General features: G+C 74.2%; 17 protein-coding genes and 2 pseudogenes. 8 read left to right on the top strand and 11 right to left on the bottom strand.

What is annotated here, in order from left to right; genetic code table 11:
- Positions 1-96: 96 nt before the first annotated feature.
- A complete protein-coding gene (locus BN6_RS17465) occupies positions 97-3,195 on the bottom strand; it encodes an amidohydrolase family protein (protein WP_015101012.1) in 3,099 nt (1,032 codons plus the stop codon).
- A gap of 200 nt (positions 3,196-3,395) precedes the next feature.
- Between BN6_RS17465 and BN6_RS17460 the strand changes: the two genes are divergently transcribed.
- The 3 genes from BN6_RS17460 (at position 3,396) to BN6_RS17450 (ending at position 7,075) form a co-directional block, all read left to right on the top strand.
- Positions 3,396-4,448, top strand: coding sequence for a DNA glycosylase AlkZ-like family protein (locus BN6_RS17460; RefSeq protein ID WP_015101011.1), 1,053 nt, complete (start codon positions 3,396-3,398; stop codon positions 4,446-4,448).
- A 223-nt stretch (positions 4,449-4,671) separates the two neighbouring features.
- The gene (locus BN6_RS17455) at positions 4,672-6,009 is read left to right on the top strand and encodes an anaerobic C4-dicarboxylate transporter (protein ID WP_015101010.1); all 1,338 of its coding nucleotides are present in this window, start codon (positions 4,672-4,674) and stop codon (positions 6,007-6,009) included.
- Between the two features lie 22 nt (positions 6,010-6,031).
- Complete coding sequence (locus BN6_RS17450; protein WP_015101009.1) at positions 6,032-7,075, top strand: N-formylglutamate amidohydrolase; 1,044 nt, start codon at positions 6,032-6,034, stop codon at positions 7,073-7,075.
- A 180-nt stretch (positions 7,076-7,255) separates the two neighbouring features.
- Here BN6_RS17450 and BN6_RS17445 read toward each other — a convergent pair whose 3' ends face one another.
- Both BN6_RS17445 and BN6_RS42065 read right to left on the bottom strand, forming a co-directional pair.
- Positions 7,256-7,471 carry a helix-hairpin-helix domain-containing protein gene (locus tag BN6_RS17445; RefSeq protein ID WP_015101008.1) on the bottom strand — a complete coding sequence of 72 codons (216 nt, stop codon included), beginning with the start codon at positions 7,469-7,471 and terminating at the stop codon, positions 7,256-7,258.
- Positions 7,472-7,521: 50 nt separating this feature from the next.
- The gene (locus BN6_RS42065; RefSeq protein WP_015101007.1) at positions 7,522-8,628 is read right to left on the bottom strand and encodes a serine hydrolase domain-containing protein; all 1,107 of its coding nucleotides are present in this window, start codon (positions 8,626-8,628) and stop codon (positions 7,522-7,524) included.
- Positions 8,629-8,891: 263 nt separating this feature from the next.
- Here BN6_RS42065 and BN6_RS46740 point away from each other — a divergent pair, with 263 nt between their 5' ends.
- Both BN6_RS46740 and BN6_RS17430 read left to right on the top strand, forming a co-directional pair.
- A complete protein-coding gene (locus BN6_RS46740; RefSeq protein ID WP_158509400.1) occupies positions 8,892-9,470 on the top strand; it encodes a snapalysin family zinc-dependent metalloprotease in 579 nt (192 codons plus the stop codon).
- Positions 9,471-9,649: 179 nt separating this feature from the next.
- Positions 9,650-11,166 (top strand): annotated as a pseudogene (locus BN6_RS17430) (ABC-F family ATP-binding cassette domain-containing protein).
- 8 nt (positions 11,167-11,174) lie between these two features.
- Here BN6_RS17430 and BN6_RS17425 read toward each other — a convergent pair.
- Positions 11,175-11,558 carry a hypothetical protein gene (locus tag BN6_RS17425; protein WP_148302905.1) on the bottom strand — a complete coding sequence of 128 codons (384 nt, stop codon included), beginning with the start codon at positions 11,556-11,558 and terminating at the stop codon, positions 11,175-11,177.
- A 78-nt stretch (positions 11,559-11,636) separates the two neighbouring features.
- Between BN6_RS17425 and BN6_RS17420 the strand changes: the two genes are divergently transcribed.
- Positions 11,637-12,425 carry an SDR family NAD(P)-dependent oxidoreductase gene (locus BN6_RS17420; protein ID WP_015101003.1) on the top strand — a complete coding sequence of 263 codons (789 nt, stop codon included), beginning with the start codon at positions 11,637-11,639 and terminating at the stop codon, positions 12,423-12,425.
- On the opposite strand, the gene BN6_RS17415 is transcribed toward BN6_RS17420, so the two are convergent.
- From BN6_RS17415 to BN6_RS17400, 4 genes are all read right to left on the bottom strand, one after another.
- The gene (locus BN6_RS17415) at positions 12,379-13,035 is read right to left on the bottom strand and encodes a TetR/AcrR family transcriptional regulator (RefSeq protein ID WP_051075620.1); all 657 of its coding nucleotides are present in this window, start codon (positions 13,033-13,035) and stop codon (positions 12,379-12,381) included. The two genes, BN6_RS17420 and BN6_RS17415, sit on opposite strands and share 47 nt — an antisense overlap.
- Positions 13,036-13,242: 207 nt before the next feature.
- Entirely contained in the window at positions 13,243-14,706 is a 1,464-nt protein-coding gene (locus BN6_RS17410; protein WP_015101001.1) for an AMP-binding protein, read from the bottom strand.
- Entirely contained in the window at positions 14,703-15,275 is a 573-nt protein-coding gene (locus tag BN6_RS47885; RefSeq protein WP_197540283.1) for a hypothetical protein, read from the bottom strand. Before BN6_RS47885 ends, BN6_RS17410 begins: the two co-directional genes overlap by 4 nt.
- Complete coding sequence (locus tag BN6_RS17400; RefSeq protein WP_041313045.1) at positions 15,272-16,981, bottom strand: glycosyltransferase; 1,710 nt, start codon at positions 16,979-16,981, stop codon at positions 15,272-15,274. Before BN6_RS17400 ends, BN6_RS47885 begins: the two co-directional genes overlap by 4 nt.
- A gap of 685 nt (positions 16,982-17,666) precedes the next feature.
- Between BN6_RS17400 and BN6_RS17395 the strand changes: the two are divergent.
- Together BN6_RS17395 and BN6_RS17390 are read left to right on the top strand one after the other, a co-directional pair.
- Positions 17,667-18,808: pseudogene (locus BN6_RS17395) on the top strand (alkaline phosphatase family protein).
- A gap of 204 nt (positions 18,809-19,012) precedes the next feature.
- A complete protein-coding gene (locus BN6_RS17390) occupies positions 19,013-19,264 on the top strand; it encodes a DUF6289 family protein (protein ID WP_015100997.1) in 252 nt (83 codons plus the stop codon).
- Positions 19,265-19,757: 493 nt separating this feature from the next.
- Here the strand turns inward: BN6_RS17390 and BN6_RS46735 are convergent, their stop codons facing one another.
- The 3 genes from BN6_RS46735 to BN6_RS17375 all read right to left on the bottom strand — a co-directional run bounded on the left by BN6_RS46735 (position 19,758) and on the right by BN6_RS17375 (position 22,205).
- Positions 19,758-19,919 (bottom strand): hypothetical protein, encoded by a 162-nt coding sequence (locus tag BN6_RS46735; protein WP_158509399.1) that lies wholly within the window; start codon positions 19,917-19,919, stop codon positions 19,758-19,760.
- 182 nt (positions 19,920-20,101) lie between these two features.
- Positions 20,102-20,620 carry a flavin reductase family protein gene (locus tag BN6_RS17380; RefSeq protein WP_015100995.1) on the bottom strand — a complete coding sequence of 173 codons (519 nt, stop codon included), beginning with the start codon at positions 20,618-20,620 and terminating at the stop codon, positions 20,102-20,104.
- A 22-nt stretch (positions 20,621-20,642) separates the two neighbouring features.
- A complete protein-coding gene (locus BN6_RS17375; protein WP_015100994.1) occupies positions 20,643-22,205 on the bottom strand; it encodes a tryptophan halogenase family protein in 1,563 nt (520 codons plus the stop codon).
- Positions 22,206-22,495: the final 290 nt, after the last annotated feature.

The raw sequence follows: 22,495 nt of genomic DNA, 5'->3' as shown, positions 1-22,495 counted from the left end.
GCGCAGCAGCACCGGGCCGGCGCGGTGGAGGCGCGAGCCGGTGACGGGTCCTCCGGGTGCGGGTCCGCGCCCGCACCCGGAGGTCCTGCCGAGCGGTCAGAACTCGCCGCAGCACACGTGCGCGGACCACTCCGGCTCGTGCCACCAGTGGGTGTGGTCGTGGGCGGCGGAGGGCAAGGGCGGCAACGGTTCGGCGTGCGCGGCCACCCGTGCCGCGCGGTACGGGTCGAGCAGGTCCGAGACCTCGTGCAGCACTCCCCCGACCATCACCCGGCGCACCGCCGCGGCGGCCCGGATGTCGGCGAGCGGGTTGCCCGAGACGAACGCCACGTCCGCGTGCGCGCCCGGCCGCAGGGTGCCGATCCGCCCGGTCAGCCCCAGCCACGTCGCCGGGTTGCGGGTCGCGGTGCGCAGCGCCTCCAGCGGGGTGAACCCGCCCGCCACCAGCGCCCGCAGGTTCTGGTGGGTCGCGGTGGCGATGGTGTCCAACGGCGTGTCGGTCCCGCAGATCACCAACCCGCCGGCGCGCTGGATCCGCAGCAGCACGTCCACCCAGCCCGCCAGCACGTCCTTCGACCACGGGGACGCCGGGGTGCCGGCCGCCGCCGCGTCAGCCACGTACCGCTCGTACTCCCACGGCGGGAACAGCACCCGGGTGCGCTCATCGTCCACAAGGGACTTGTCGTCGGCGTAGAGCGCGCGGGCCTGGAACAGGGTCGGCGTGACCGACATGCCGGACTTCGCGAACAGCTCCACCACGTCCTGGTACGCGCGGCCGGTGCGGCTGATCGTGTGCGAGTAGCCCAGCCGGTTGGTCGCGCCGACGTGCTCCATGCCGTCCATGCCGATGTTCGCCGCCGGGTACAGGTAGTGCGACGAGAGCCGCAGCCCGCTCCGGTGCGCCGCCGCCACGGCCTCCCGCTGGAGTTCCACCGGGAGCCGTACGTAGGTCTTGATCATGTCGTAGTCGAGTTCCAGCGCCCGCTTGAGCTCCAGGTCGAGCTGCTCGCGCGAGAGCGTGGGCCGCATGAAGTTGTAGTAGACCCGGGAGCCGTCGATCGCCTCGCCGGTGCCGTAGAACCGGGGCCCCACCAGGGTTCCGGCGGCGAGCGCCTCGCGGGTCTCCACCATCTGGTACGCCGGGTCGCCCGGCGACCGGGTGGTGGTGATGCCGTAGGCCAGCCACGCCCGGCCCTGCCGCGCGCCCCACTGCCGGCCGCGCAGGTGCCAGTGGTTGTGCGCGTCGATCAGGCCGGGGATCGCGACCTGGTCGCGCGCGTCGACCACCCGGTCCCCCGCCGACGCGCGGTGCGGGCGGATCTCCCGCACCCGGCCCTGCTCGACCACGACGTCCACGTCGTGCCGCAGGCCGTCGGACTCGCCGTCCCACACCGCGCCGACGTGCACGATCGTGCGGTCCGGGGCTTTCGGCCGGCGCCAGGTGAAGTCCAGCCGGATCGTGCGCGGCCCGCCGCCGGACAGCGCGACCCGGCGCAGCTTGCCGTTGCACAGGTAGACCAGCGCGTCCGAACCGCTCCACGCGGGCGAGTCGGTCACCTCGTCGGTGACCTGGCGCGGGTCGCCGAGGAACCGGCCGGCCGCGTCGACGGGCACCACCCAGGCGACGCTCTCCACCACGAACGCCAGGTGCCGGCCGTCCGGCGACCACACCGGACCGTCGTCGCCGCGGGTCGCGATCGACCGGAACGGCATCGGTTCGGCGTAGCGCAGCCCGCCGCCGACCAGGTCGACGGTGAGGACCTGGCTGGTGCCCTCGCGGAACCGGCGGGAGAACGGCTTCACCGCGGCCAGCGCGAGCACCCGGCCGTCCGCCGACCAGGTCGGCCGGCCCGGCATGAACAGCGCGGGGGTGACCTGCCGGCGGGTCCCGGCGGGCACGTCGAGCACCCACACCGCGCCGTCGTGGTCGACGTAGGCGATCCGGTCGCCGTCCGGCGCGAACCGGGGCGCGGTCTGCGCGCCCGGCCCGGCGGGCAGCGCCCGGTCCGCGCCGGTGACCAGGTCGCGCAGGCGCAGCGCGGGCACGCCGGTCCGGTCGCTGGAGTACACGATCGACCGGCCGTCGGGCGAGAAGTCCGGGTCGGAGTCGAACCACGCGCCGTCGGTGAGCCGGCGCGGCCGGCCGCCGAGCGCGGACACCAGGTGCACGGCGTTGAGCGCGCGGAACGCGATCCGCGCGCCGTCCGGCGACACCACCGGACCGGCGATGCCCCGCACGTCCCCGGAACCGGCCTGGTCGGGCCGCTGCCGGACCTCGGCGCGGGCGGCGACCGGCAGGGTGGCCTCGAACGGGACGTCGACGACGGTCCCGTCCGCGGCCCGCCTGCGGATCCGGCCGTCGGCCGTGTAGAGCGCGGTGCCGCCGGTCCACGTGGCGGCGAACCCGAACACGTCCTGCCCGGCGGTCAGTTCCCGCCCGCCCAGCACCAGGTCCGCCCGAGCGCCCCGGACCAGCGTGTACGACGGGGTGCCGTCGGGGCCGAAGCTCGCGCCGTACACCCGGCCGCCGGCCGGCGCGGTGACCACGCGGACCCGTTCGCCGGTCGCGACCGTGACCACGTCGACGGCCGTCTCGTTGGCGGTGAACACGATCCGCGCGCCGTCCGGCGACCACCGGGGCGCGGCGGCCTCGTCGGGCGGTCCGGTGATCGCGGTGACCTCGCCGGAGGCGACGTCGAGCACCCAGACCCCGTAGTGCCCGCCCCGGTCGCCGGTGAAGGCGATCCGCCGGCCGTCCGGCGAGAACACCGGTTCCCGGTGGTCGTGGCGGCCCGTGGTGAGCTGCCGGGGCTCGCCGCCGGCGGCGTCGACCCGGTACAGGTGGAAGTTGCCGTCCCGGTAGGACTGGAAGACCAGCGACCGGCCGTCCGGCGACCACGTCGGCAGCGTGGCGTCCTGGAGGTCCCCGGTCAGCCTGCGCGCCGCGCCGCCGGCGGCCGGCAGCACCCAGATCGCCGCCGCCAGGTCGGTGGCCAGCCACGTGCCGTCCGGTGACGACGACACGGAGATGTTCGTGCCCTCCCGCACCACCACCGACCGGCCACCGGGCGCGGCCGGCTCGGCCCGCGCTTCCCCGGCGGCCACTGCACCGGCGGTGCCCGCGACCCCCAGCACGGCCGCCACCTGCCCGGTGCGCACGAGCAGATCCCGTCGTGACAAATCCTGCGCTGCCATCGCTCCCCCAAACGCGGCTCGGTACGACCTCCACCACAGTGCCAGTCGCCGGGCACGGCGGAATGCCCCGTTCGGCCGCACACCATCACACGGCGCACCCACCCTGGCACGGTCCGCCACCGCCGGCACGCCAGGCACGGCGGCCGCTCGGCGCGCGTCGGCTTCGCGTTGCGCGACAGGGGCTCTAGGGTGGTTGCGTCATGGCATCGAACTGGAGCACGGCGGCAGCCCTGGCACACCGGCTCCGCCGCAACCACCTCGCCCAGCCGTCCGCGGCCGGGCCCGCCACCGTGACCGGCGACGTGTGCGCGTTCCAGGCGCAGGCCCCGCTGGCCGCGGAACTGGGGCTGGCCGTGCGGTCGACCCGCCTGGGCCGGGACGCGTTCCACGCGCTCGTCGCCGACGGCACGCTCGTGCGCACGTACGCCATGCGCGGCACCGCGCACCTGCTGGCCGCCCAGGACCTGGGCCTCTACCTGGCCGCCGTGCGCAAGGCCACCCCGACGACGGCGTCCGACGCCGAGCGCAGGCTGCTCGACGCCGCCACCGAAGCGCTCGCCGACGGGCCGCTGCCCCGCGCCGACCTGGTGGCCCGGCTCAAGCGGCTCAGCGGCACCGCCGAGGTGGACGAGACGCTCGCCGAGTTCACGGTCCTGGCCGCGCACGCGGGCGTGCTCGCCTTCGGCCCGCACCAGGACGGCAAGGAGACCTTCGTCCGGGTGACCCCCGATGAGGTGGACGAGGACGCGGCGCTGCACGAGGTCGTGCGCCGGTACGTGCGCAACTACGGCCCGGTGGCGCCGCGCGACCTCTCCCGCTGGCTCGGCGTCACGATCCCCGCCGCGCACGAACTGCTGCACGCGCAGGACGTGGTGGACGTGCTCAACGGCTCGCACGTGCTGGCCGAGGACGCCGACACCCGGCCGGAACCGGTCACCGGGGCGTGGCTGCTGCCCCGCTACGACGCCTGGGTGCTGGGTTCGGGCCAGCGCGAGACGATCGTGCCGGACGAGGTGAAACCACTGCTGCGCCGGCACCACACCGGGCGGGCCGAGGGCGCGTCGGGCGTGCAGGTGGTGCTGGTCGACGGCGTCGTGCACGGCACCTGGCGCGGCACCCTGACCCACCGGACGCTGTCGGTCGAACTCGACCTGCTGACCACCCTCGCGCACGCCCACCGCGACTCGCTGGACCGCGCCGCCCGCCGGCTCGCCGCCCACCACGGCGCGGAGCTGCGGCTCTCCGTCGTCTGACCCCCGTCCCCCACGCGCGGCCGGTCTCGGCGGAGTCGGCCGGGCGACGGGTCGAGCAGCCGGCCCGAACACCCCGTCGGGTGATGTTCCGGGCGGCGCGGCGGGGTGACGCTCGTTGGGGTGAAGGGGCCGGTCCCGTTCGGGCGGGGCCGGGGCGACTCGCTGATACTGGCGGTCCGGGAGCCGTCCGGCTCTCCACGAGCGCGAGGGACGCCGGCAGGACATGGATGCGCTGATCATCTCGCTCGAACTGCTCGTGGTGCTCGGGGCGATCGTGATGGGCACCCGGTCCAGCGGCGTGGCCCTCGGGCTGTGGGGCGGGCTCGGCGTCGGGGTGCTGGTGTTCGTGTTCCGGGAACCGGCCGGCACGCCCCCCGTGGACGCGCTGCTGATCGTGCTGGCCGTGGTGCTGGCCGCGTCGATGATGCAGGTCGCGGGCGGGATCGACTGGATGGTGCGGATCGCCGCCCGGGTGATCTCCCGCTACCCGAGGCAGATCACGCTGATCGCGCCGCTGGTGACGTTCCTGTTCTCGGTCGGCGCGGGCACCTCCAACATCCTCTACCCGCTGCTGCCGGTGATCAGCGACGTCGCCTACCGCAACGGCGAGCGCCCGTCGCGCCCGCTGTCGCTGTCGGTGGTGGCGACCGGTGTCGCGCTGGCGTGCAGCCCGGTCAGCGCGGCGATGGCCGCCATGGTGACGCTGACCGACGTGGACCCGTACCGGTTCGAGCTGATCGACATCGTCAAGGTGACGCTGCCCGCCGCCGTGCTCGGCATCGTGGCGTCGTTCTTCGTCGTGCGGCGGTTGGGCAAGGACGTCGCCGACGATCCGGAGATCCAGGCCAGGGTGGCTTCCGGCGAACTGCCGCCGGCCTCGCCCGGCTCGACCCGGGGCCTGCCCGAGGCGACCCCGACGGGACGGGCGGCGGCGCTGGTGTTCCTGTCCGGCGTGCTGGTGATCGTGGTGCTGGGGCTGTTCAAGGACCTGCGGCCGGAGGACGCGCGCGGGGCCGAACTGGGCATGACGCCGATCATCGAGATGGTGATGTTCGCCGTCGGCACGGTCATCCTGGTCATCGCCCGGCCCAAGGTGGCCGACGTGCCGATGGCCTCGGTGTTCCGCGCGGGCATGGTGTCGGCGATCGCGCTGTTCGGCCTGGCGTGGCTGACCGACACGTTCATCTCCGCCCACCAGGCGCTCGTGGTCGACACGGTCGGCCGGTGGGTGGACGCCGCGCCGTGGATCTTCGCGCTGGGCGTGTTCCTGGTGTGCGTGGCGACCACCAGCCAGTCCACCGCGACCCGGACCATCGTGCCGATCGGCCTGGCCGCCGGGCTCGCGCCGGGGATGCTCGCCGGCATGTGGGGCGGCGCGTTCGCGGGCATCTACGTGCTGCCCACCAACGGTTCGCAGATCGCCGCCGCGAACTTCGACCAGACCGGCAGCACCAAGCTGGGCAGCAAGCTGGTCGACCACTCGTTCTTCGTGCCGGCCGTGGTGCTGGCCGTGACCACGGCCGTGTTCGGTGCCCTGATCGGGCTGCTGATCGGGGGGTGACCCCCGCAGGATCGGAGGACCCATGTCCGCCCCGGTGCTCATCCCGCGCGGGACCCGCTTCACCGCCGAGGACATCACCTTCTACGCCGACCGGGACCGGCGCCCGCTGGCCGAGGCGCTGGCCGCCGCCGACCTGGTGGTGAGCTGCCCGCACGCCGGCGCGGCGATCCCGGCGGAACTGGCGGGGTTCCTGTCGCCGGCGCTGACCCGGCGGCTCCAGTACGACTTCACCGACTGCTCGACCGCGCCCGTCGTGCGGCGGTGGGCCGAGCTGGACCCCCGGGTCGTCGCCGTGCAGAACCCGCACCCCCGGCTGGTCCGGGACCCGAACCGGGCCCGGCCGGACGACCTGGCGGCGGGCCTGCGGGAGGCGTTCGAGCGGGTCCGGGCCGCCGGGCCGGGCGCGCGCGTCGACCTGTCCGGCTGCGACGCGGTGCGCCCGGTGACGTTCTCGTTCATGCCGGTCTTCGTCGGCAGCCCCGACGAGCTGGCGGACGCGCTGGCCGAGGTCGCGGCGGTCGGCGTCGACGTCTACGAGCGCACCCGGGACGACCTGGTCGCCCGCGCCGGGCGCGGCGTGACGTTCCTGTCGTTCCACGACACCATGAACCACACGACCAGGCCGGACGGCGCGGTGGACGTGCCGCGCCCGGAAGCCGACCGCCTGCCGCCGGTCGTCGCCCTGTCCAACCGGGGCGACGCGCACGGCGAGCGGCGGGGCGACAACCCGGTCACCATGCGCCCGGACCTGCTGCGCGCGCTGGCCGACGCGCACCGGGTCGGGTTCGCGGCCGAGCCGGGCGACGTGGCGCTCAACCAGCCCTACCTGGGCAGCAACGAGATCATCCACACCGGCGCGCGGTTCCCGGGCGTCGAGGCGGTGCAGGCGGAGTTCCGCCGCGAGTACCTGCTGGGCCCGGCCGGTGCCGCACACCTGATGTCGCCCGGCACCGACTGGCCGGACCCCGACCCGGCGCGGGTGACCGAACTCGCCCTGGCGTGCAAGGCGAGCTGGGACCACTACCGCGAGAACAGCTCGCCGGAGGTCAGGGCCGCGAGGGCGTGAACGCGGCGACCAGGGCCGTGATCACGCGGACGAGCAGCCACCGGAGTCGCGCGCGCCAGGCGAGGGAACAGCGGAGGAGGCGGCGTCGGGCGGATCGGGGTGGTGCCGGCGGTGTGCGTGCTGTGCGGCGTGCGAGGGGTGAGAGGTCGGTCCGGGCTCGCCGTACCGGGGATCCGGCGGTCAGGACTCGTCGGCGAACGCCAGGCCGCGTTCGGCGAGTTCCTCGCGCAGGATCGTGATCCCCTTCTTGCCCATGCCGTGCAGCTTCAGCAGTTCCTTCGCCGTGGTGGCGGTCAGGTGGTCGTAGCGGGTGTAGCCGTTGAGGAACAGCACGCGCCGGGCGGTCTTCCCGATCCGGTGCGGGAACTCGGTCCCGGGTTCTTCCTCGGCGGCCATGCCACTCCTCGCTGCGCGGACGTCCGGGCACCGTAACACCGGGTTCGCGGTCAGTCGTAGCGGACCGCGATGTCCATCAGGGTGTGCCCCGAGGTCGACGGGTCGAACGTGTCGAGGTTGGTGACGACGGTGACCGACGTCCTCGTGCCGGGGTGGATGCCGTTGTAGGTGCGGAAGCCCGGCATCCCGCCGTTGTGCTCGATGGCCAGGTCCTTGCCGTCCCGCCAGGTCTGCACCCCGTAGCCGTAGCGGACGCTCATCCCGGGCACCGGCACGGTCGGCGCGAGGACGAGGTCCCTGGTCGCCGGGGTGAGCAGCGGCGGGGTGCCGGTGAGCAGGAAGGTGTTCCACCGGGCCAGGTCGCCGGTCGTGGCGTAGAGCGCGCCGGCCGCTTGGAACTCGTCGTCCACCGACGGTGCCGGCGTGGCCGGCCCGACGTAGCCCACCGCGCGGGTCGACGGCTCGGCCGCGGGCCAGTCGATGCCGGAGTCGCCCATGCCCAGCGGGTCGAGCACGGAGGCGCGCAGGAACGCGCCGTAGGTCCGCCCGGACACGTGCTCGATCACCGCGCCCAGCAGGTCGTAGCCGGCGTTGCTGTAGGCCCACGTGCCGGGCGCGCCCAGCGGCCGGGCCAGGATCCGGGCGGCCAGGTCGAGGTGCGACGGCCGGGTGGCCAGCAGCGCCGCCCGCTCCTGCGGCGTGTCCACGACGTTGCGGACCACGCCGGCGGTGTGCGTGATCAACTGCTCGATGGTGACCGCGGACCACGCCGGCGGGCAGGCCGGCAGGTGCGCGCACGCCGCGTCGGTCGCCTTGAGCCGGCCCTGTTCCTGGAGCAGCAGGATGCCGACCGCGGTGAACTGCTTGGTCACCGACGCGACCCGGAACCGGGTGGCCGGGGTGTTCGGCCGGCCGGCGGCGACGTCGGCGGGGCCGAACGCCCGGGAGACCAGCACCCGGTCGTCCCGGCGCACCTCGACCACGCCGCGGAACCCCTGCCGTTCCAGCGGTGCGAGGGCCTGCTCCAGCCGGGCCACGACGTTCGGCGCGGTGGACGGCGGCGCGGGCGGCGTGGTCCCGTCGCCGACGCAGCCGGCCACCAGGGCGGCCCCGCACACCGCGGCGCACACCGCCGCCGCCACGCGCACAACGATCATCGATCCCCCTCGGGAGTCCCCTGGCAGGCAGACATTCTCTCCCGGCCGCGAACGGTCCGACGCGGGCGAACGGAGCAAGCGCGGCGGCCGTCCACCGTGGACTCCCGGGGGTGTTCGCGCAGCAAGAGCGGCGTTATGGCCAGGTGCTATGCCTCCGGCCCAGGTCGGTGGCGCTACCTTCGGGACAGATCGACACCGCCGCCGCAACCGCCACGGCGCCGGGTCGGTGTTCGGGAAGCACGCGTCGAACGAAGGAGCCTGCGTTGTTCCGAGCGAAACTTGTGGCGGCGATCGTCGGGGTGGTCGCGGTCGCCCTGGTCGGCACGCCGACCGCCGTCGCCGCGCCCCAGGACGCGTCCCGGGTCGCGGTGCGCACCATCTACTACGACTCCAGCCGGGCGGCCGAGCTCGCGCCGCTGGTCGACCAGGCCGCGCAGATCTGGAACGCCGGCGTCACCAGCGTCAAGCTGGTCAAGGGGTCGGGCGGGATCACCGCGTCGACCGCGCAGAACGGGGCCGCGCCGGGCATGGCCAGCTGCGTCGGCTGCACCCGGGGCACGATCACCTTCTACCGCAACCAGATCAAGTCCTCGGGCGCGGGTCCGCTGCGCGTGGTGGTGCACGAGTTCGGGCACATCCTGGGCTTGAACCACCCGCAGGACATCGGCAACTGCGACAAGGTGATGGCCGGCGGCCGGTGCGACAACGCGCAGCCGAACGCGCAGGAACTCGCCGCCGTCCAGCGGTTCTGGGCCGCCCGGCCCGGCCTGTCCGGTACCGGGTCCGGCGAGCGGCCGGACGACAGCACGATCTTCGACGCTGCGGCGTTGGCGGGCGTGTAGCGGAGCACGCCACCGGGCCGGCGCGCACACCCAGTGCGCGCCGGCCCGTTTTTATCGGCACGACAAGGCCGTGCCGCGCGGGCTGGCCTGAGAACCATGTCGACGCCCCGAGTCTCCTAGCCGAGGACCCGCTTCCCCACCAGAAGTGCGTCTCCAGCCGACTCCGGAGTGTCATCCCCATGATCACCACACGTGGTCTCGTGCTGCGCGCGGGTGCCCGCCCGCTCGTGTCCGACCTCTCCTGCACCGTCTCCCCCGGCGACCGCGTCGGCCTCGTCGGCCGCAACGGCGCCGGCAAGACGACCCTGCTCGCCGCCCTGGCCGGGCAGACCAGGCCGGCCGCCGGGACGGCCACCGCCACCGGCACGCCGGGCTGCCTGCCGCAGGACGCCCGCGCGGGCGACCAGTCGGTGACCGTCACCGACCACCTGCTCTCCGCCCGCGGCCTGGCCGAGGCGCTGCGCGACCCGCGCGTGGCGGCCGAGGCGATGGCCCATCCGGCGGGTTCGCTGGACCAGGCGCCGGCGGACTACTCCCGTGCGGAGGCGGTGTTCCTGGCCGGCGGCGGGTACGCGGCGCAGGCCGAGGCGGCCCGGGTCGCGGCCGGTCTCGGCCTGCCCGCGCGGGTGCTGGACCAGCCGTTGGGCGAGCTGTCGGGCGGTCAGCGGCGGCGCGTGGAACTGGCCCGCATCCTGTTCAGCGGCCCCGACCGGACGTTGCTGCTCGACGAGCCGACCAACCACCTCGACGCCGACTCCGCCGGGTGGCTGCGGGGTTTCCTGCGCGGCCACGCCGGCGGGCTGGTGGTGGTCAGCCACGACACCGGGCTGCTGGCCGAGGTGGTCAACCGGGTCTTCCACATCGACGCGCGGCGCGCCGCCGTCGAGATCCACAACACCGGCTGGGCGGCCTATCTGGCGCAGCGCGACGCCGAGGACCGCCGCCGCACCAGGGAGCGCGTCAACGCCGAGCGCAAGGCCTCCGCGCTGCACGCGGACCGGATGCGGGCCCGGGTGTCCACCGCCGTGAGCGCCCGGAACATGGCCCGCCGCGCCGACCGGATGCCGGCCGACCTCGAACCCGTGCGCCGCGCGGACAAGGTCGCCCGCATCCGGCTGCCCGAGCCGGTGCCGTGCGGCCGGACCCCGCTCGCCGCGATCGGCCTGGCCAAGTCCTACGGCGGGCACGACGTGCTGCGCGGCGTGGACCTCGCCGTGGAGCGGGGCAGCCGGCTGGTCGTGCTCGGCTACAACGGAGCGGGCAAGACGACCCTGCTGCGGGTCCTGGCCGGGCGGGAGCGTCCCGACGCCGGGCGCGTGGTGCCCGGCCACGGCGCACGTCTGGGCTACTTCGCCCAGGAGCACGACACCCTGGACCCGGAGCGCACGGTCCGCCGCAACCTCGCCGACGCCGCGCCGCACCTGGCCGACGACGAGGTGCGGCACGTGCTGGGCATGTTCCTGTTCACCGGGCGCGACGTGGAGAAGCCCGCGCGCGTGCTGTCCGGTGGCGAGAAGACCCGGCGTCACGGACCGAGGTGCTCACCGCGATCGACCGCTACCCCGGCGCGATCGTCATGGTCACCCACGACGTCGAGGCGATCGACGCGCTGCGGCCGGGCAAGGTGCTCCTGCTGCCGGACGGCGACGAACGCCTGTGGAACGACGAGTACCGGGAACTGGTCGCGCTCACATGACCCGCCGTTCACGGGTTTCGTTGCAGGCCGACGATGTTCAGCAACAGCCGGTCCCGGGCCAAGCCGCCGACCAACGTCCGGATCTGCGGGTAGGTCAGGCGGCCCGGCACCGCCCCCGCGCCGCGCTCGGGCAGGTCCCACGCCGTGACCAGGTGGTTGCCCGCCGCGCGCGGGCGTCGGCCAGGTCGGCGGGCCGGGCGCTGCCGACCTGGCCGCAGGCCCACCTGGGCGACCCGGTCGCCGACGACGTCGCCGCAGTCGGTCACCGCCGGCTCGCCGAACGGGATGCCGAGGAACGCGCAGGGGGTGCGCCGGCCTGGTACGGCGTCGCATTCCCCTGGGCGTTCCGGCGGGGGCAGCGCGCCGTGCTGACCGCCCCGGGTCCGGGACATTTCTGGACTTGCTGGTCCATTTTTTCGCGGGCACGGTGGGGTTCGACCCGCCCTTCGACACCTCCGGGGAGAACACCGATGGACCTGCACCTGACCGGCAAACGCGCGCTCGTGACCGGCTCCAGTTCGGGGTTGGGCGCGGCGATCGCCGCGCTGCTCGCCGCCGAGGGCGCGACTGTGGTCGTGCACGGGCGCGACGCCGACCGGACCGCCGCCGTGGCGGCCCGGATCCGCGACGCGGGCGGCACCGCCGACCACGTCGTCGGCCCGCTGGACTCCGACACCGCGGCCGACGCCGTGGCCGACCAGGCCGGACCGGTCGACGTCCTGGTCAACAACGCCGGGTACTTCGACCTGAGCCGGGACTGGTGGAGCACCACGCCCGACGAGTGGCTGGCCATCTACAACACCAACGTGGTCGCCGGCGTCCGGCTGATCCGCCGCCTGGTGCCCGCGATGCGGGAACGCCGCTGGGGCCGGGTGGTCCAGATCGGCAGCGCCACCGCCGCGCACCCGATCGCGCAGCAGCCGCACTACAACGCCACCAACTCCGCGCGCGAGAACCTGACCCGGTCGCTGGCCCGGGAGCTGCGCGAATCCGGCGTGACGTCGAACCTCGTCGCGCCGGGCGGCATCCTCACCGAGCGGTCCCGCGAGCGGTTCACCGCCGTCGCGGCGGCCAACGGCGTCACCGGGACGTGGGAGGAGGTCGAGCCGGCGGCGGTGCGCCTGCTGGCGCCCAACGACATCGGCCGGGTCGCCCGGCCGGAGGAGGTCGCCGGCGCGGTCGCCTACCTGGCGAGCCCGGTGGCCGACTTCCTCACCGGGGTGACCCTGCGGTTCGACGGTCACTGGTACCACGGCTGAGCGCATCCCCACCGAGCGCCGACTCGCGCATCCGCGCGATGCTCCAGTCGATCGCGGCTTCGAGGTGGTCGGCGGAGCCGGTGGACAGCATGATGGTCACCCCGCCCTGAAGGCCGGTGAGCAACGCCCGCGCGGCGGTCGGCACGTCGAACGCCGGGTCGAGCCGCCCACCGGCCTGCAACGCCCGCATCCCGTCCGCGAGGTAGCCCTCCCACCGCCGCAGCAGACCGTCCACAACGGACCTCGCCCCCGTGCCGGACCGGCCGACCTGGAGGAACAACGAGCCGAGCGGGCAGTTGTCGCCCAGGTCCCGGTACCGCCGCACCACGATGTCGCGCCACTCGTCCCAGGCGGCCCACGTCGACAGGTCGCCCAGGCGCGGCTGCTGGTCGTCGATCACCTGGTCGGCCTCGTGGCGGGCGACGGCCAGCAGCAGCTCGTCCTTGCCGTCCGGGAAGTAGTGGAAGAGCTGGCTCTTGCTGGTGCCGGTCTCGGCGCGGATGTCGTCCAGCGTGGTGTCGGCGACGTTGCGGTCACGCAGCAGCCGCGCCGCGCCGGCCACGATCCGCGCCTTCGTCGCCTCGCCCTTGGGCGTCAACGCTCTGCTCACCCGACCGACGCTAGCCACGCCTCCCGACCACCGGCAAGGCGACCACCACCGACGAACCCCCGGCCAGGTGATCACCACCGCCGGCGGACGGACCACCGGGCCGGGCGGCCGGGTCCTGGTGGCACCCGGTCATCTGTGCTGGTGGCACCCGGTCACCGGTCCGGTGACCGGGGTGGGCGAGCCGTCAGCGCGGGGGCTCGCCGGTGGTCACATCGGTGCGGCCAGGCCGGTGGACTCCCACGTCCGCACGACGTGGCGGCGCAGCTTGCCCGAGCCGGTGCGCGGCAGCGCGGGCACGTACACCACGGTCCGGGGCACCTTGTACGCGGTCAGCCGTTCGCGGCACGCGGCCAGCAGCGCCGAGGTCAGGTCGTCGTCGGACTCGTCGCCCTCGCCGCGCACGACGTAGGCGAGCAGCCCGCCGGAGGTCTCCGCGCACACCACCGCCTCGCGCACGAGCGGGTGCGCCGCGAGCAGGTGCTCCACCGCGACCGGGTGCACCTTGATGCCGCCGACGTTCTCCACGTCGTCCGCCCGACCGGACACCCGCACGTACCCGGCACCGTCCACAGTGGCCAGATCACCGGTCGCCGACCAGCCCGAAGTCCGTTGCGGGGAGCCGTCCGCGCGCATCCCGAGGGTCACGGTCGGGCCGCGCACCTCCAGCCGGCCCGGCACCTCCGGTCCGACCGGCGCGCCGGCCTCGTCCACCACGCGCACCTCGTAGGGCGGCAGCGCGCGGCCGACCGTGCCCGCCCGCCACCCTTGCGGCGCGTTGGAGGTGAACGCCTGGCCGACCTCGGTGGTGCCGATGCCGTTGAGCAGCCGGTCCCCCAGCAGCGCCACCAGCCGCTCCTCCAACGCCGGCGGCAGGACCTCGCCGGCGGTCACCGCCAGCCGCAGCGCTCCGAGCCGGTCGCCCCGCGGGTGGGCGAGCAGCCGCGCGTAGAACGTCGGCACCGAGAACAACGTGGTGACGCCGTGCTCGTCGAGGATCCGCAGCACGTCGTCGGGAGTGGCCGGTTCGGCGTCGAGCACCGCGCGGCAGCCGCTGAGCAACGGGTAGAACAGCGAGTTCCCCAGCCCGTAGGCGAAGTGCATCTTGGACACCGAGTGCACGACGTCCTGCGGCGTGAGCCCGAGCACCGGCCCGCCGAACGCGCGGTGGTAGACCAGCGGGTCGGCGTGGTGGTGCGGGCACAGCCTCGGCGCACCGGTCGTGCCCGAGGTGAGCAGCGCGAACGCCGGGACGTCGAGCCCGCACGGCACCGGGTCGACCGGGTCGCCGACCGGCGGCCCGACGAGCACCGGCACCGGGAACCCGTGCAGCGCGGCGAGGTCCGCCGGCCGGCAGACGACCAGCGCGGGATCGGCGAGCACGACGGCGGCGCGCAGCTCGTCGGGGTGCAGCCGGGGGTTGACCGGGGTCGCGACGGCCCCGATGGTCGCCGCGCCCAGGAACACCGACACGAAGTCCGGGCCGTCGTCGAGCAGCAGCACCACGCGGTCACCCGCCTGGACGCCGCCGGCGCGCAGGCCGCCCGCTACCCGGGCCGCGCCCGCGTACACCTCGGCGTGGGTGACCGCGCCCGCCCCCTCGTACGCCGGGCGGTGCAGCCAGCCGCCGGCCCGCGCGCGGTCCCGCAGCACGCCGACCAGGTTCGCTCTCACCGGGGGCCGCTCGGCCCGGCGTCCACACCGGGGAAGGACTCGCGGACGCAGGCGACCGGGTGCGCCGCGTGCACCAGGCGGTGGCAGCGGACCAGCCCGACCGGGTCGCGGCCGTACCAGAGCAGTTCCCGGCGGTGCGCGACGCGCAGCCGGACCAGCGCGTCGCCGATGCCGGGCTCGGTGCGGCGCACCGCGTCGGAGAACGCCGGTGGCAGCCGCTCGGGCAGCATCACGGTGTCGGCTTCCACCAGCAGTTCGTTGGTGTGGGCGTCGTAGAGCGCGGTCCGCCGGGACAGCGCCGGCGCGCCGGGCGTGGCGTCCAGCCAGCGCCCGGTGTCCGCGTCGAGCGCGACCAGGTCCAGCGACAGCACCTCGACCACCACGGGGGCCAGCCGGTACGCCTCCAGCGCGGTGGTCAGCGTGCCGTCGAGCAGCAGCAACGCGCGCAGCCTGCCGGGCAGGTCGCGCACGTCGATCTCGAGGACGTCCGCGGGTGGGTCGTACCGGCAGCGTAAGTTCCCCGCCGACCTGTTGCTCATCACGTGCGCCTCCTCGGTGGTCACCGTCAACCGGCGGCGGTGGTCGCCGCCGCCTCATCACGCCACCGCACGAGCCGGGCGACGGCGGGACCGAGACCGGCCCACCGGACCAGCCCGCCGCGGGCGGCCTCCACGAAGTCCGCGTACGGCCGGGCCGTCGGCCCGATGTCGATCGACAGCTCGCCGTCGCCGAACACCGTCACCCGCAGCCGCGACCGCGCGGCCGCCGCGGTGGTCTCGATCGCCCCGCGCACCCCGGCCACCGCGACCGTCGCCCGGACCCGGTGCGCCGACACGGTCTTGACCAGGGTGCCGACGTTGCCGCCGAGCACCCGCTCGACGGCGTCGAGCAGGTGCGGCAGGCCCTCGCGGTCGGTGTGCTCCAGCCGCGCGGTGAACCGGGTCGGCGCGCCGATCCGGCCGGCCGCGACCGCCCGGCCCAGCGCCGCCAGCTCCGGGTGGTCCGCCCACGGCCGGACGACCGCGCACCGCCCCTCGGAGGACCGCGCGGCATCGACCAGCTCCGCGTCGTCGGAGATCGCGGCGGGCTCCAGCAGCACGTGCAGCCCGCGGCGCAGCGCGACGACGGCCAGGTCCGGCCGGTGCGAGCCGATCACCACGCCCTCGCACGGCACGGTGTCGACCAGGCGCGCCGCGTCCCGCATCGCCCACGGCACGTCGTGCGCGCGCACGGCGGCCAGCAGCGCCGTCGGGTCCCGGTCGGCGACCCCGACCAGGCGCATGCCCGGCACGGTGCGCAGCGCGAGGTGGGTGGCGGGCCCGCAGTCGACGGCGAGCACCCGCACGTCCTGGGGGCCGGGCAGGGCCAGCGCCCGGTCGCTGGTGAAGAACCCCCGGTCGGCGGCCTGGACCAGCGGCCACACCCGGGGTCGGGACAGGTCGCGGTAGTCCTTGCCGACCGGCGTCCAGTCCAGGTCGGCGGCGGGGTGCCGGGGCCCGGCCGCGAACACCTCCGACCAGCGGGCGCGCAGCACCCGCATGTGCCGCTTCCAGACGCGCAGCTTGTCGTGCCCCACGTGGTTGATCGTGGTGCCCTCGAAGTGCCGCATCGCGACCGTGCCGGCGTAGAGCACCCGTTCGCCCGCCGCGCCCAGCCGGCAGCACAGGTCGACGTCCTCGCACAGCGACACCGGGTCGAACGCCACGTCGAAGCCGCCGGCGCGGCGGAAGGAGGTGCGGCGGACCATCAGCGCCGCGGTCGGGGCCCAGGTCTGCGCGCGGCGCACCCGGTCGGTGTCGGCCACCGGTCGGCCGCGGCCGACCAGCCCGATCCGACCGTCGCCGGTGGAGCCGCCGCCCGCGCACTGCACCAGCCCGTCGTCACCGGGGAACAGCAGCAGCGGCGACACCGCGGCCACCGCCTGGTCGGCCGCGAGTTCGCCGGCCAGCGCCTCGACCACGCCCGGGTCGTCGGCGACCACGTCGTTGTCGACGAAGAACAGGAACTCGCCGCGGGCCGCCTCCGCGCCCGCGTTGCGGCGTTCCGCGCCGCCCCGGTCGTCGGCGAACCGCAGCACGGTGACCGGGCGTTCGCAGGTGCCCGCGAGTTCGTCGAGGTAGTCGGCGGTGCCGTCCTGGGAGGCGTTGTCCACGATGACGAACTCCAGGTCACCGGACGCGCGGGCGAGCGACCCGACCGCCAGCCGGGTGTACTCCAGGCGGTTGCGGACGAGCATGACGACCGAGACCAGGCCCGGCACCACGGTGGGGTTCACGAGTCGCCTTTCACCCACGCCGGTTCGCGCACCCGACGCCGCCCCGGAACTCCCGCCACGCCCGGTGCGTCGCCGCATTCACTTTCGGCGGATCAGCGGTGGATATCCGCAAAACACACATCACGGCAGCATGATCCGCGCTGTTCGGACGAAGCATAGGGGCGCGGGTCCGACAACGCCAGAGCGCACCCGGGCACACCTGGCGGACAGACCGCCGCCGGAAACCCCGGGAGAAACGACGACCCAGCTCACAAGCGCCATCACCGCCGGGTATTCAACAGATGTTATGGCCGATTCGGGCGTAACCGGTGCAGCCGTTCGGACCGCTTTGTCCTCTCCCACCCCGGTCACCCCGGCCCCGGTGGACGCTCCCGACCACGCCGAATGCGGCGACCACCGGGTGGGACCGTCCGGGGCGACACCACCGGGCGCGTCCGCCGCGCGAACCCGGCCGAGATGTCTGATTCCGCGGAATCCGGACCGGCCGCGGCCGGCGTGGCGTCCTCCCGGAATTCACAAACCCGGGTCCGGGCCGATGCCGAACGGCCGGCCGCCGGAATTGGGCCGGCCGCGCCCCCGAGCGCGGCCCGTGGTATTAGGCGCACGCCCGGAAATCGCAGTCCCGGAAACCGCCCGCCGAACAGGTGACCACGGCAGCGCGTGGCGCGCCGCTACCATCGGCGGCGTGGACCCGTTGACACCCCGGTACGGTTCCGGCTCGCTCGCCGATGTCGTCCCGTCCCTGCTCGCCGGTCTGGACGTGCCCGGCACGGCGGACGTGCTCGGCCTGGCCGGACCCTCCCGGGTGTGCCTGCTGCTGGTCGACGGCATGGGTCAGGAACTGCTCGCGGCGTACGCGGCGGACGCGCCCTTCCTGTCCTCGCTGCCGCCGCGCACGATCACCGCCGGGTTCCCCGCCACCACCGCCGCGAGCGTCGCCGCGCTGGGCACCGGCAGGCCGACCGGCGAGCACGGCGTCGTCGGGTGGACCTTCGCGGCGGAGGGCGAGCTGCTCAACGCGCTGTCCTGGCACCGGCACGGCGTGACCGAACAGGTCGACCTGCGGCGGGCGCTGGTGCCCGAGCGGGTGCAGCCGACCAGGACCGCGTTCGAGCGGGCGGCCGACGCCGGGGTCTCGGTCCGCTTGGTCGTGCCGCGCGAGCACGACGGCAGCGGGCTGACCCGCGCGGTGCTGCGCGGCGGCCGGGTGCGCGGCGCGTTCGCGTTGGGCGACCTGGTCGAGCGCACCCTGGAGGCGCTGCACGAACCGGGACGGGTGTTCGTCTACGCCTACCACGCCGACCTCGACGCCTTGGGGCACGTCTACGGGCCGGGCAGCGCCCCGTGGCGGCGGCAACTGGCGTTCGTGGACCGGTTGGCCGAGACCCTGGCCGCGGAACTGCCGCCGGACGCCGCGCTGGTGGTGACCGCCGACCACGGCATGGTCGCGGTGGCCGACCCGGACCGGGTGGACTTCGACAACGACGACCGGCTGCGCGCCGGGGTCCGCCAACTCGGCGGCGAGGCGCGCGCCCGGCACGTCTACGCGCGGGAGGGCGCGGCGGCGGACGTGCGCGCCGCGTGGACGGAGGTGCTCGGCGACCGCGCCTGGATCGCGTCGCGCGAGGAGGCGATCGCCGCTGGGTGGTTCGGCCCGGTGGTGGCCGAGCACGTCCGGCCGAGGATCGGCGACCTGTGGTCGCGGGCCGGGGCTCGCTGGCCGTCGTCCGGTCCGCGGCGGAACCGTTCGTCAGCACGTTCACCGGTCACCACGGCTCGCTCACGCCCGCCGAGCAGCTGGTCCCCTTGCTGGTCGCCCGCCGCTGAACCACAGGCGCTGAACCGTTGGCGCCGAACCGTGGACGCTGAACCGTTGGCGCCGAACGGTGGGCTTCGAACCGTGGGCGCCGTCGACTCGACGCGGACCCGGGACGGCGTCCCACCGGCCGCCGACGACAGGCCGGATGGTCGATTTCCCGCGACCGGCGCGGGCCCTAACGTGAAATGGAGTCACATACCCTGGGGGTGCCCATGATCCGCCGTACCATCGGCTCGGCCGTGCTCGTCACGGCGCTGTCCGCCGCGGCACTGCTCGCCGCCGCGCCCGCGCAGGCCATCCCGGTGTGCAAGGCCGGGTACCAGTGCGACCGGATCTACTACGAGGACAACACCCGCACGACCGTCGTCGGCGGGTCCACCAAGTTCTGCGACGGGTCCACCGAGAACTGGGGCCGCACCTCCCGGTACGTGGCGACCCACCAGGCCCAGTGCAACCCGATCTGATGCACCGCACCGCATCGGGCCTCACGACCGCGCCCACCGGCATCCCGACAGCCCATCGGACCTGACCTCGACAGAGTCCACAGAGGCCCCACACGGGGTCCACATCGGACGGAGCGGTGGCCACCGCCGCCGCGGGCACGGCGACGGTGGACCACCACGGTTTGCGTCAACGCACTTCCCCCTGCGGCAACACCTTGCCGGACACGGCGAATCGCTTCGCTGTGCGCTCTCCGCCGCGCCACGACCAAGATCAGCGGCACGGCGGGATTCCACGCTGTTCGGTCGCTCCACCCCCCGGCATCGAGCGCGTCGCGCGAGACGTTCCGACACGACTCCACCAGTTTATCCAGAACGCCGCACCGGTGCACAAACCCTTTATCCGCAACAATTCCGCACCGCACGGAAACGCGGCCGACAAGGGTGAATACCCGCCCGGGAATGCCACCGGCGAAAATCGCGAACAGTATTCACGGACCGCGCGGTCACGGCCCGCTCACACCGACCGGCTCACGACCGGCGGGCGCACGAACAGCCGGTCGCGCGGTGCGACCTCGGCGGCGGGTCCGGGTCCGAGCGGTAGGTCCACGTCCACCACGACCACGCTCGGCAGGGTGTCGCCGACCTCAGCGAGCACGTCCGCCGCGAAACCGCGCATGGCGCGCACCCGCCGCATGGGCCCGCGCCAGTGTCGTCGACTAAATCCGCCGCCCGGTGCACACCTCGGACATGGCCGGAATCGTCGGCGACGACGATCCGCGCACCACCACGTTTCCGCCGTCACCGGGACAACCGGCGGCGGAAACACGGCGGCGACGAACGCGGTGGTGACTCACGAGGTCAGCCGGGCAGGTCGGTGGACCAGCGGCGATAACCGCCCTGGCCGTACAGCAGCGGGTGGCGGTCGGGTCGCCGGGTGATCCGGAGCACCTCCCCGAACACCACCACGTGGTTGCCGACCACCTGGGTGGGGCCCACCCGGCAATCGGCCACGGCGTGCGCGTCCGCCTCCAGGTGCGGGCCCGCCGCCTCCTGGTCCAGTCGCCACGCCACCCGGTCGAAGCGGTCCGGGTCGCCGGAGGCGAACACCTCCGCGGTCGGCCGCGCGTCCTCGTGCAGCAGGTTCACCGCGAACCCGCCGCGCACCAGGATCGCCGCCAGGGTCGGCCCCGTGGAACGCAGGCAGACCAGCAGCGTCGGCGGGTCGAGGTCGACGCTGCACACCGACGAGCAGGTCATCCCCCACGGGTGGCCGGCGAGGTCGGTCGTGGTCACGACGGCCACCCCGGACGGGAAACCGCGCATCATCGCGCGGAACCCGTCCGGCAGGGCGGCCGATCGCGTACTGGGCTCGGTCATCGGTCCGGCCGGGTCCGCCGGATCAGTGCAGCCGGGCGTGGTACTCGTACTGGGCGGGCAGCCGCTCGACCAGGTGCCGGGCCTTGTCCCGGATGGCGGCGAACTCCTTGCGCGCCGCGGTGTCGTCGGACAGCGCCAACGACGGCGACGGGCGCAGCGGGATCGCGCCGCCGCCGAGCAGGATGCACATGTACGAGTACGGCGGCAGCCCGTGGTAGTACGGGAAGATGTTCTCCGAGTCGGGCAGCTGGACCTTCCACCGCTCCAACCGCTCGGCCAGGCCGTCCGGGATCGCCCGGGTCTTGGTGTCCTTCCAGTACTGCGTGTCGTCGCGCTTCGCCCCGATGTAGTGCAGCACCAGGAACTCCCGGACGCCGTCCATCACGTTCGCGATCGCCGAGTTGTACATGTCGCGCAGCTTCGGGTGCCAGTCCGCGGCCGGGAAGAACTTCACCAGCTGCTCGATCGCGTGGTGGATGAAGAAGATCCCGGTCGACTCCAGCGGCTCCACGAACCCGCTGGACAGGCCGATCGCCACGCAGTTGTTGGCCCACGACTCGCGGCTGCGCCCGATCCGCATCCGGATGTGGTTGGCCTCCACGTCCTCGGCACCCGGCCCGACGAACTCGCGCAGCGTCCGCTCGGCCTCCTCGGGCGAGCAGTAGTCCTTGGCGTAGACGTACCCGGTGCCGATCCGGCCGAACAGCGGGATCGTCCAGATCCAGCCCGCCTCCTGCGCGGTCGCCGTCGTGCACGGCCGCAGGCCGCGGGCCTGCATGTCCAGCGGCACCTGGAGCGCCACCGCGCTGTCGTTGGGCAGGGTGTCCTGGTAGGACTGGAACGGGACGCCGAGCGCCTTGTTGATCAGCAGGCCGCGGAACCCGGTGCAGTCCACGAACAGGTCGCCGTGCAGCTCGCCGTGCTCCTTGGTGACGACGTGGTCGATCCAGCCGCGCTCGTCGAGCCGGACGTCCTGCACCTCGTCGACGATGTGCCGCACGCCCCGGTCCACCGAGTACTTGGTGAGGTACTTGGCCAGCAGCGCGGCCTCGAAGTGGTAGGCGTACGGGAACTGCGTCTTGCCCTGGTGCTCGGACATGGTCAGGCCGACGGGCTCCTCGCCGCCCTCGACGTAGTCCTGCTCGAACAGCCGGCCGTCCAGGTGCCGGGGGCTGCGGCCGGCGTCGCACAGCGACGCGATCACGAAGCAGTCCTTGTCGAACCGGTCGGTCAGGCCGTTCTGCAGCCACCAGTCGGTGAGCGGGAACCCGCCGACCGACCGCATCTGCTCGAACGGGTGGTAGAAGTGGTGCCCCGGTTCCCGCCAGTCCTCGAACCGGACGGCCAGCTTGTAGGTGGCGTTGCAGGCCGGCATCCAGTCCTCCTCCTTGAGGTCGAGGAACTGGAAGAAATGCCGGATGTCGCTGAACGTGGCCTCGCCGACACCGATGGTGCCGATCCGCCCGGACTCCACGAGGGTGACCGAGATCCGGTCGCCGAATGCGGCCTTGAGGTACGAGGCGGTCATCCAGCCCGCGGTTCCTCCACCCACCACGACCACGTTCTGCGGATTCCTGGTGTTCATCCCAACCCTCTCCCCTTTTGAGACCTGGACCGGCCTGCGGACTACCGGCCCGGCCGGGTGGCCGCCCGCGCCCTGCGCGCCGACGGCGGTACAGCGATTGTGCGCAGGGTGGTCGGAGCCATTCGAAAAACCGATGCCTCCGCCGATCCGCCGGGCCGGCGTCATCGCTGGTAGGAGACCCGCCATACTGCGCCGCCATTTCTCGCCCGGGTATTAACCGCAGCGCCTCCGCAGATATATACACGTCGGGCCGGGCCGGCTCAACCTATTCCCCACAAACCGGAATGGGT

The sequence above is a fragment of the Saccharothrix espanaensis DSM 44229 genome (genome assembly GCF_000328705.1).
GTDB classification, from domain to species: domain Bacteria; phylum Actinomycetota; class Actinomycetes; order Mycobacteriales; family Pseudonocardiaceae; genus Actinosynnema; species Actinosynnema espanaense.
Note: the sequence above shows the minus strand (reverse complement) of the source record. Positions and strands in the feature narration are given on the sequence as shown.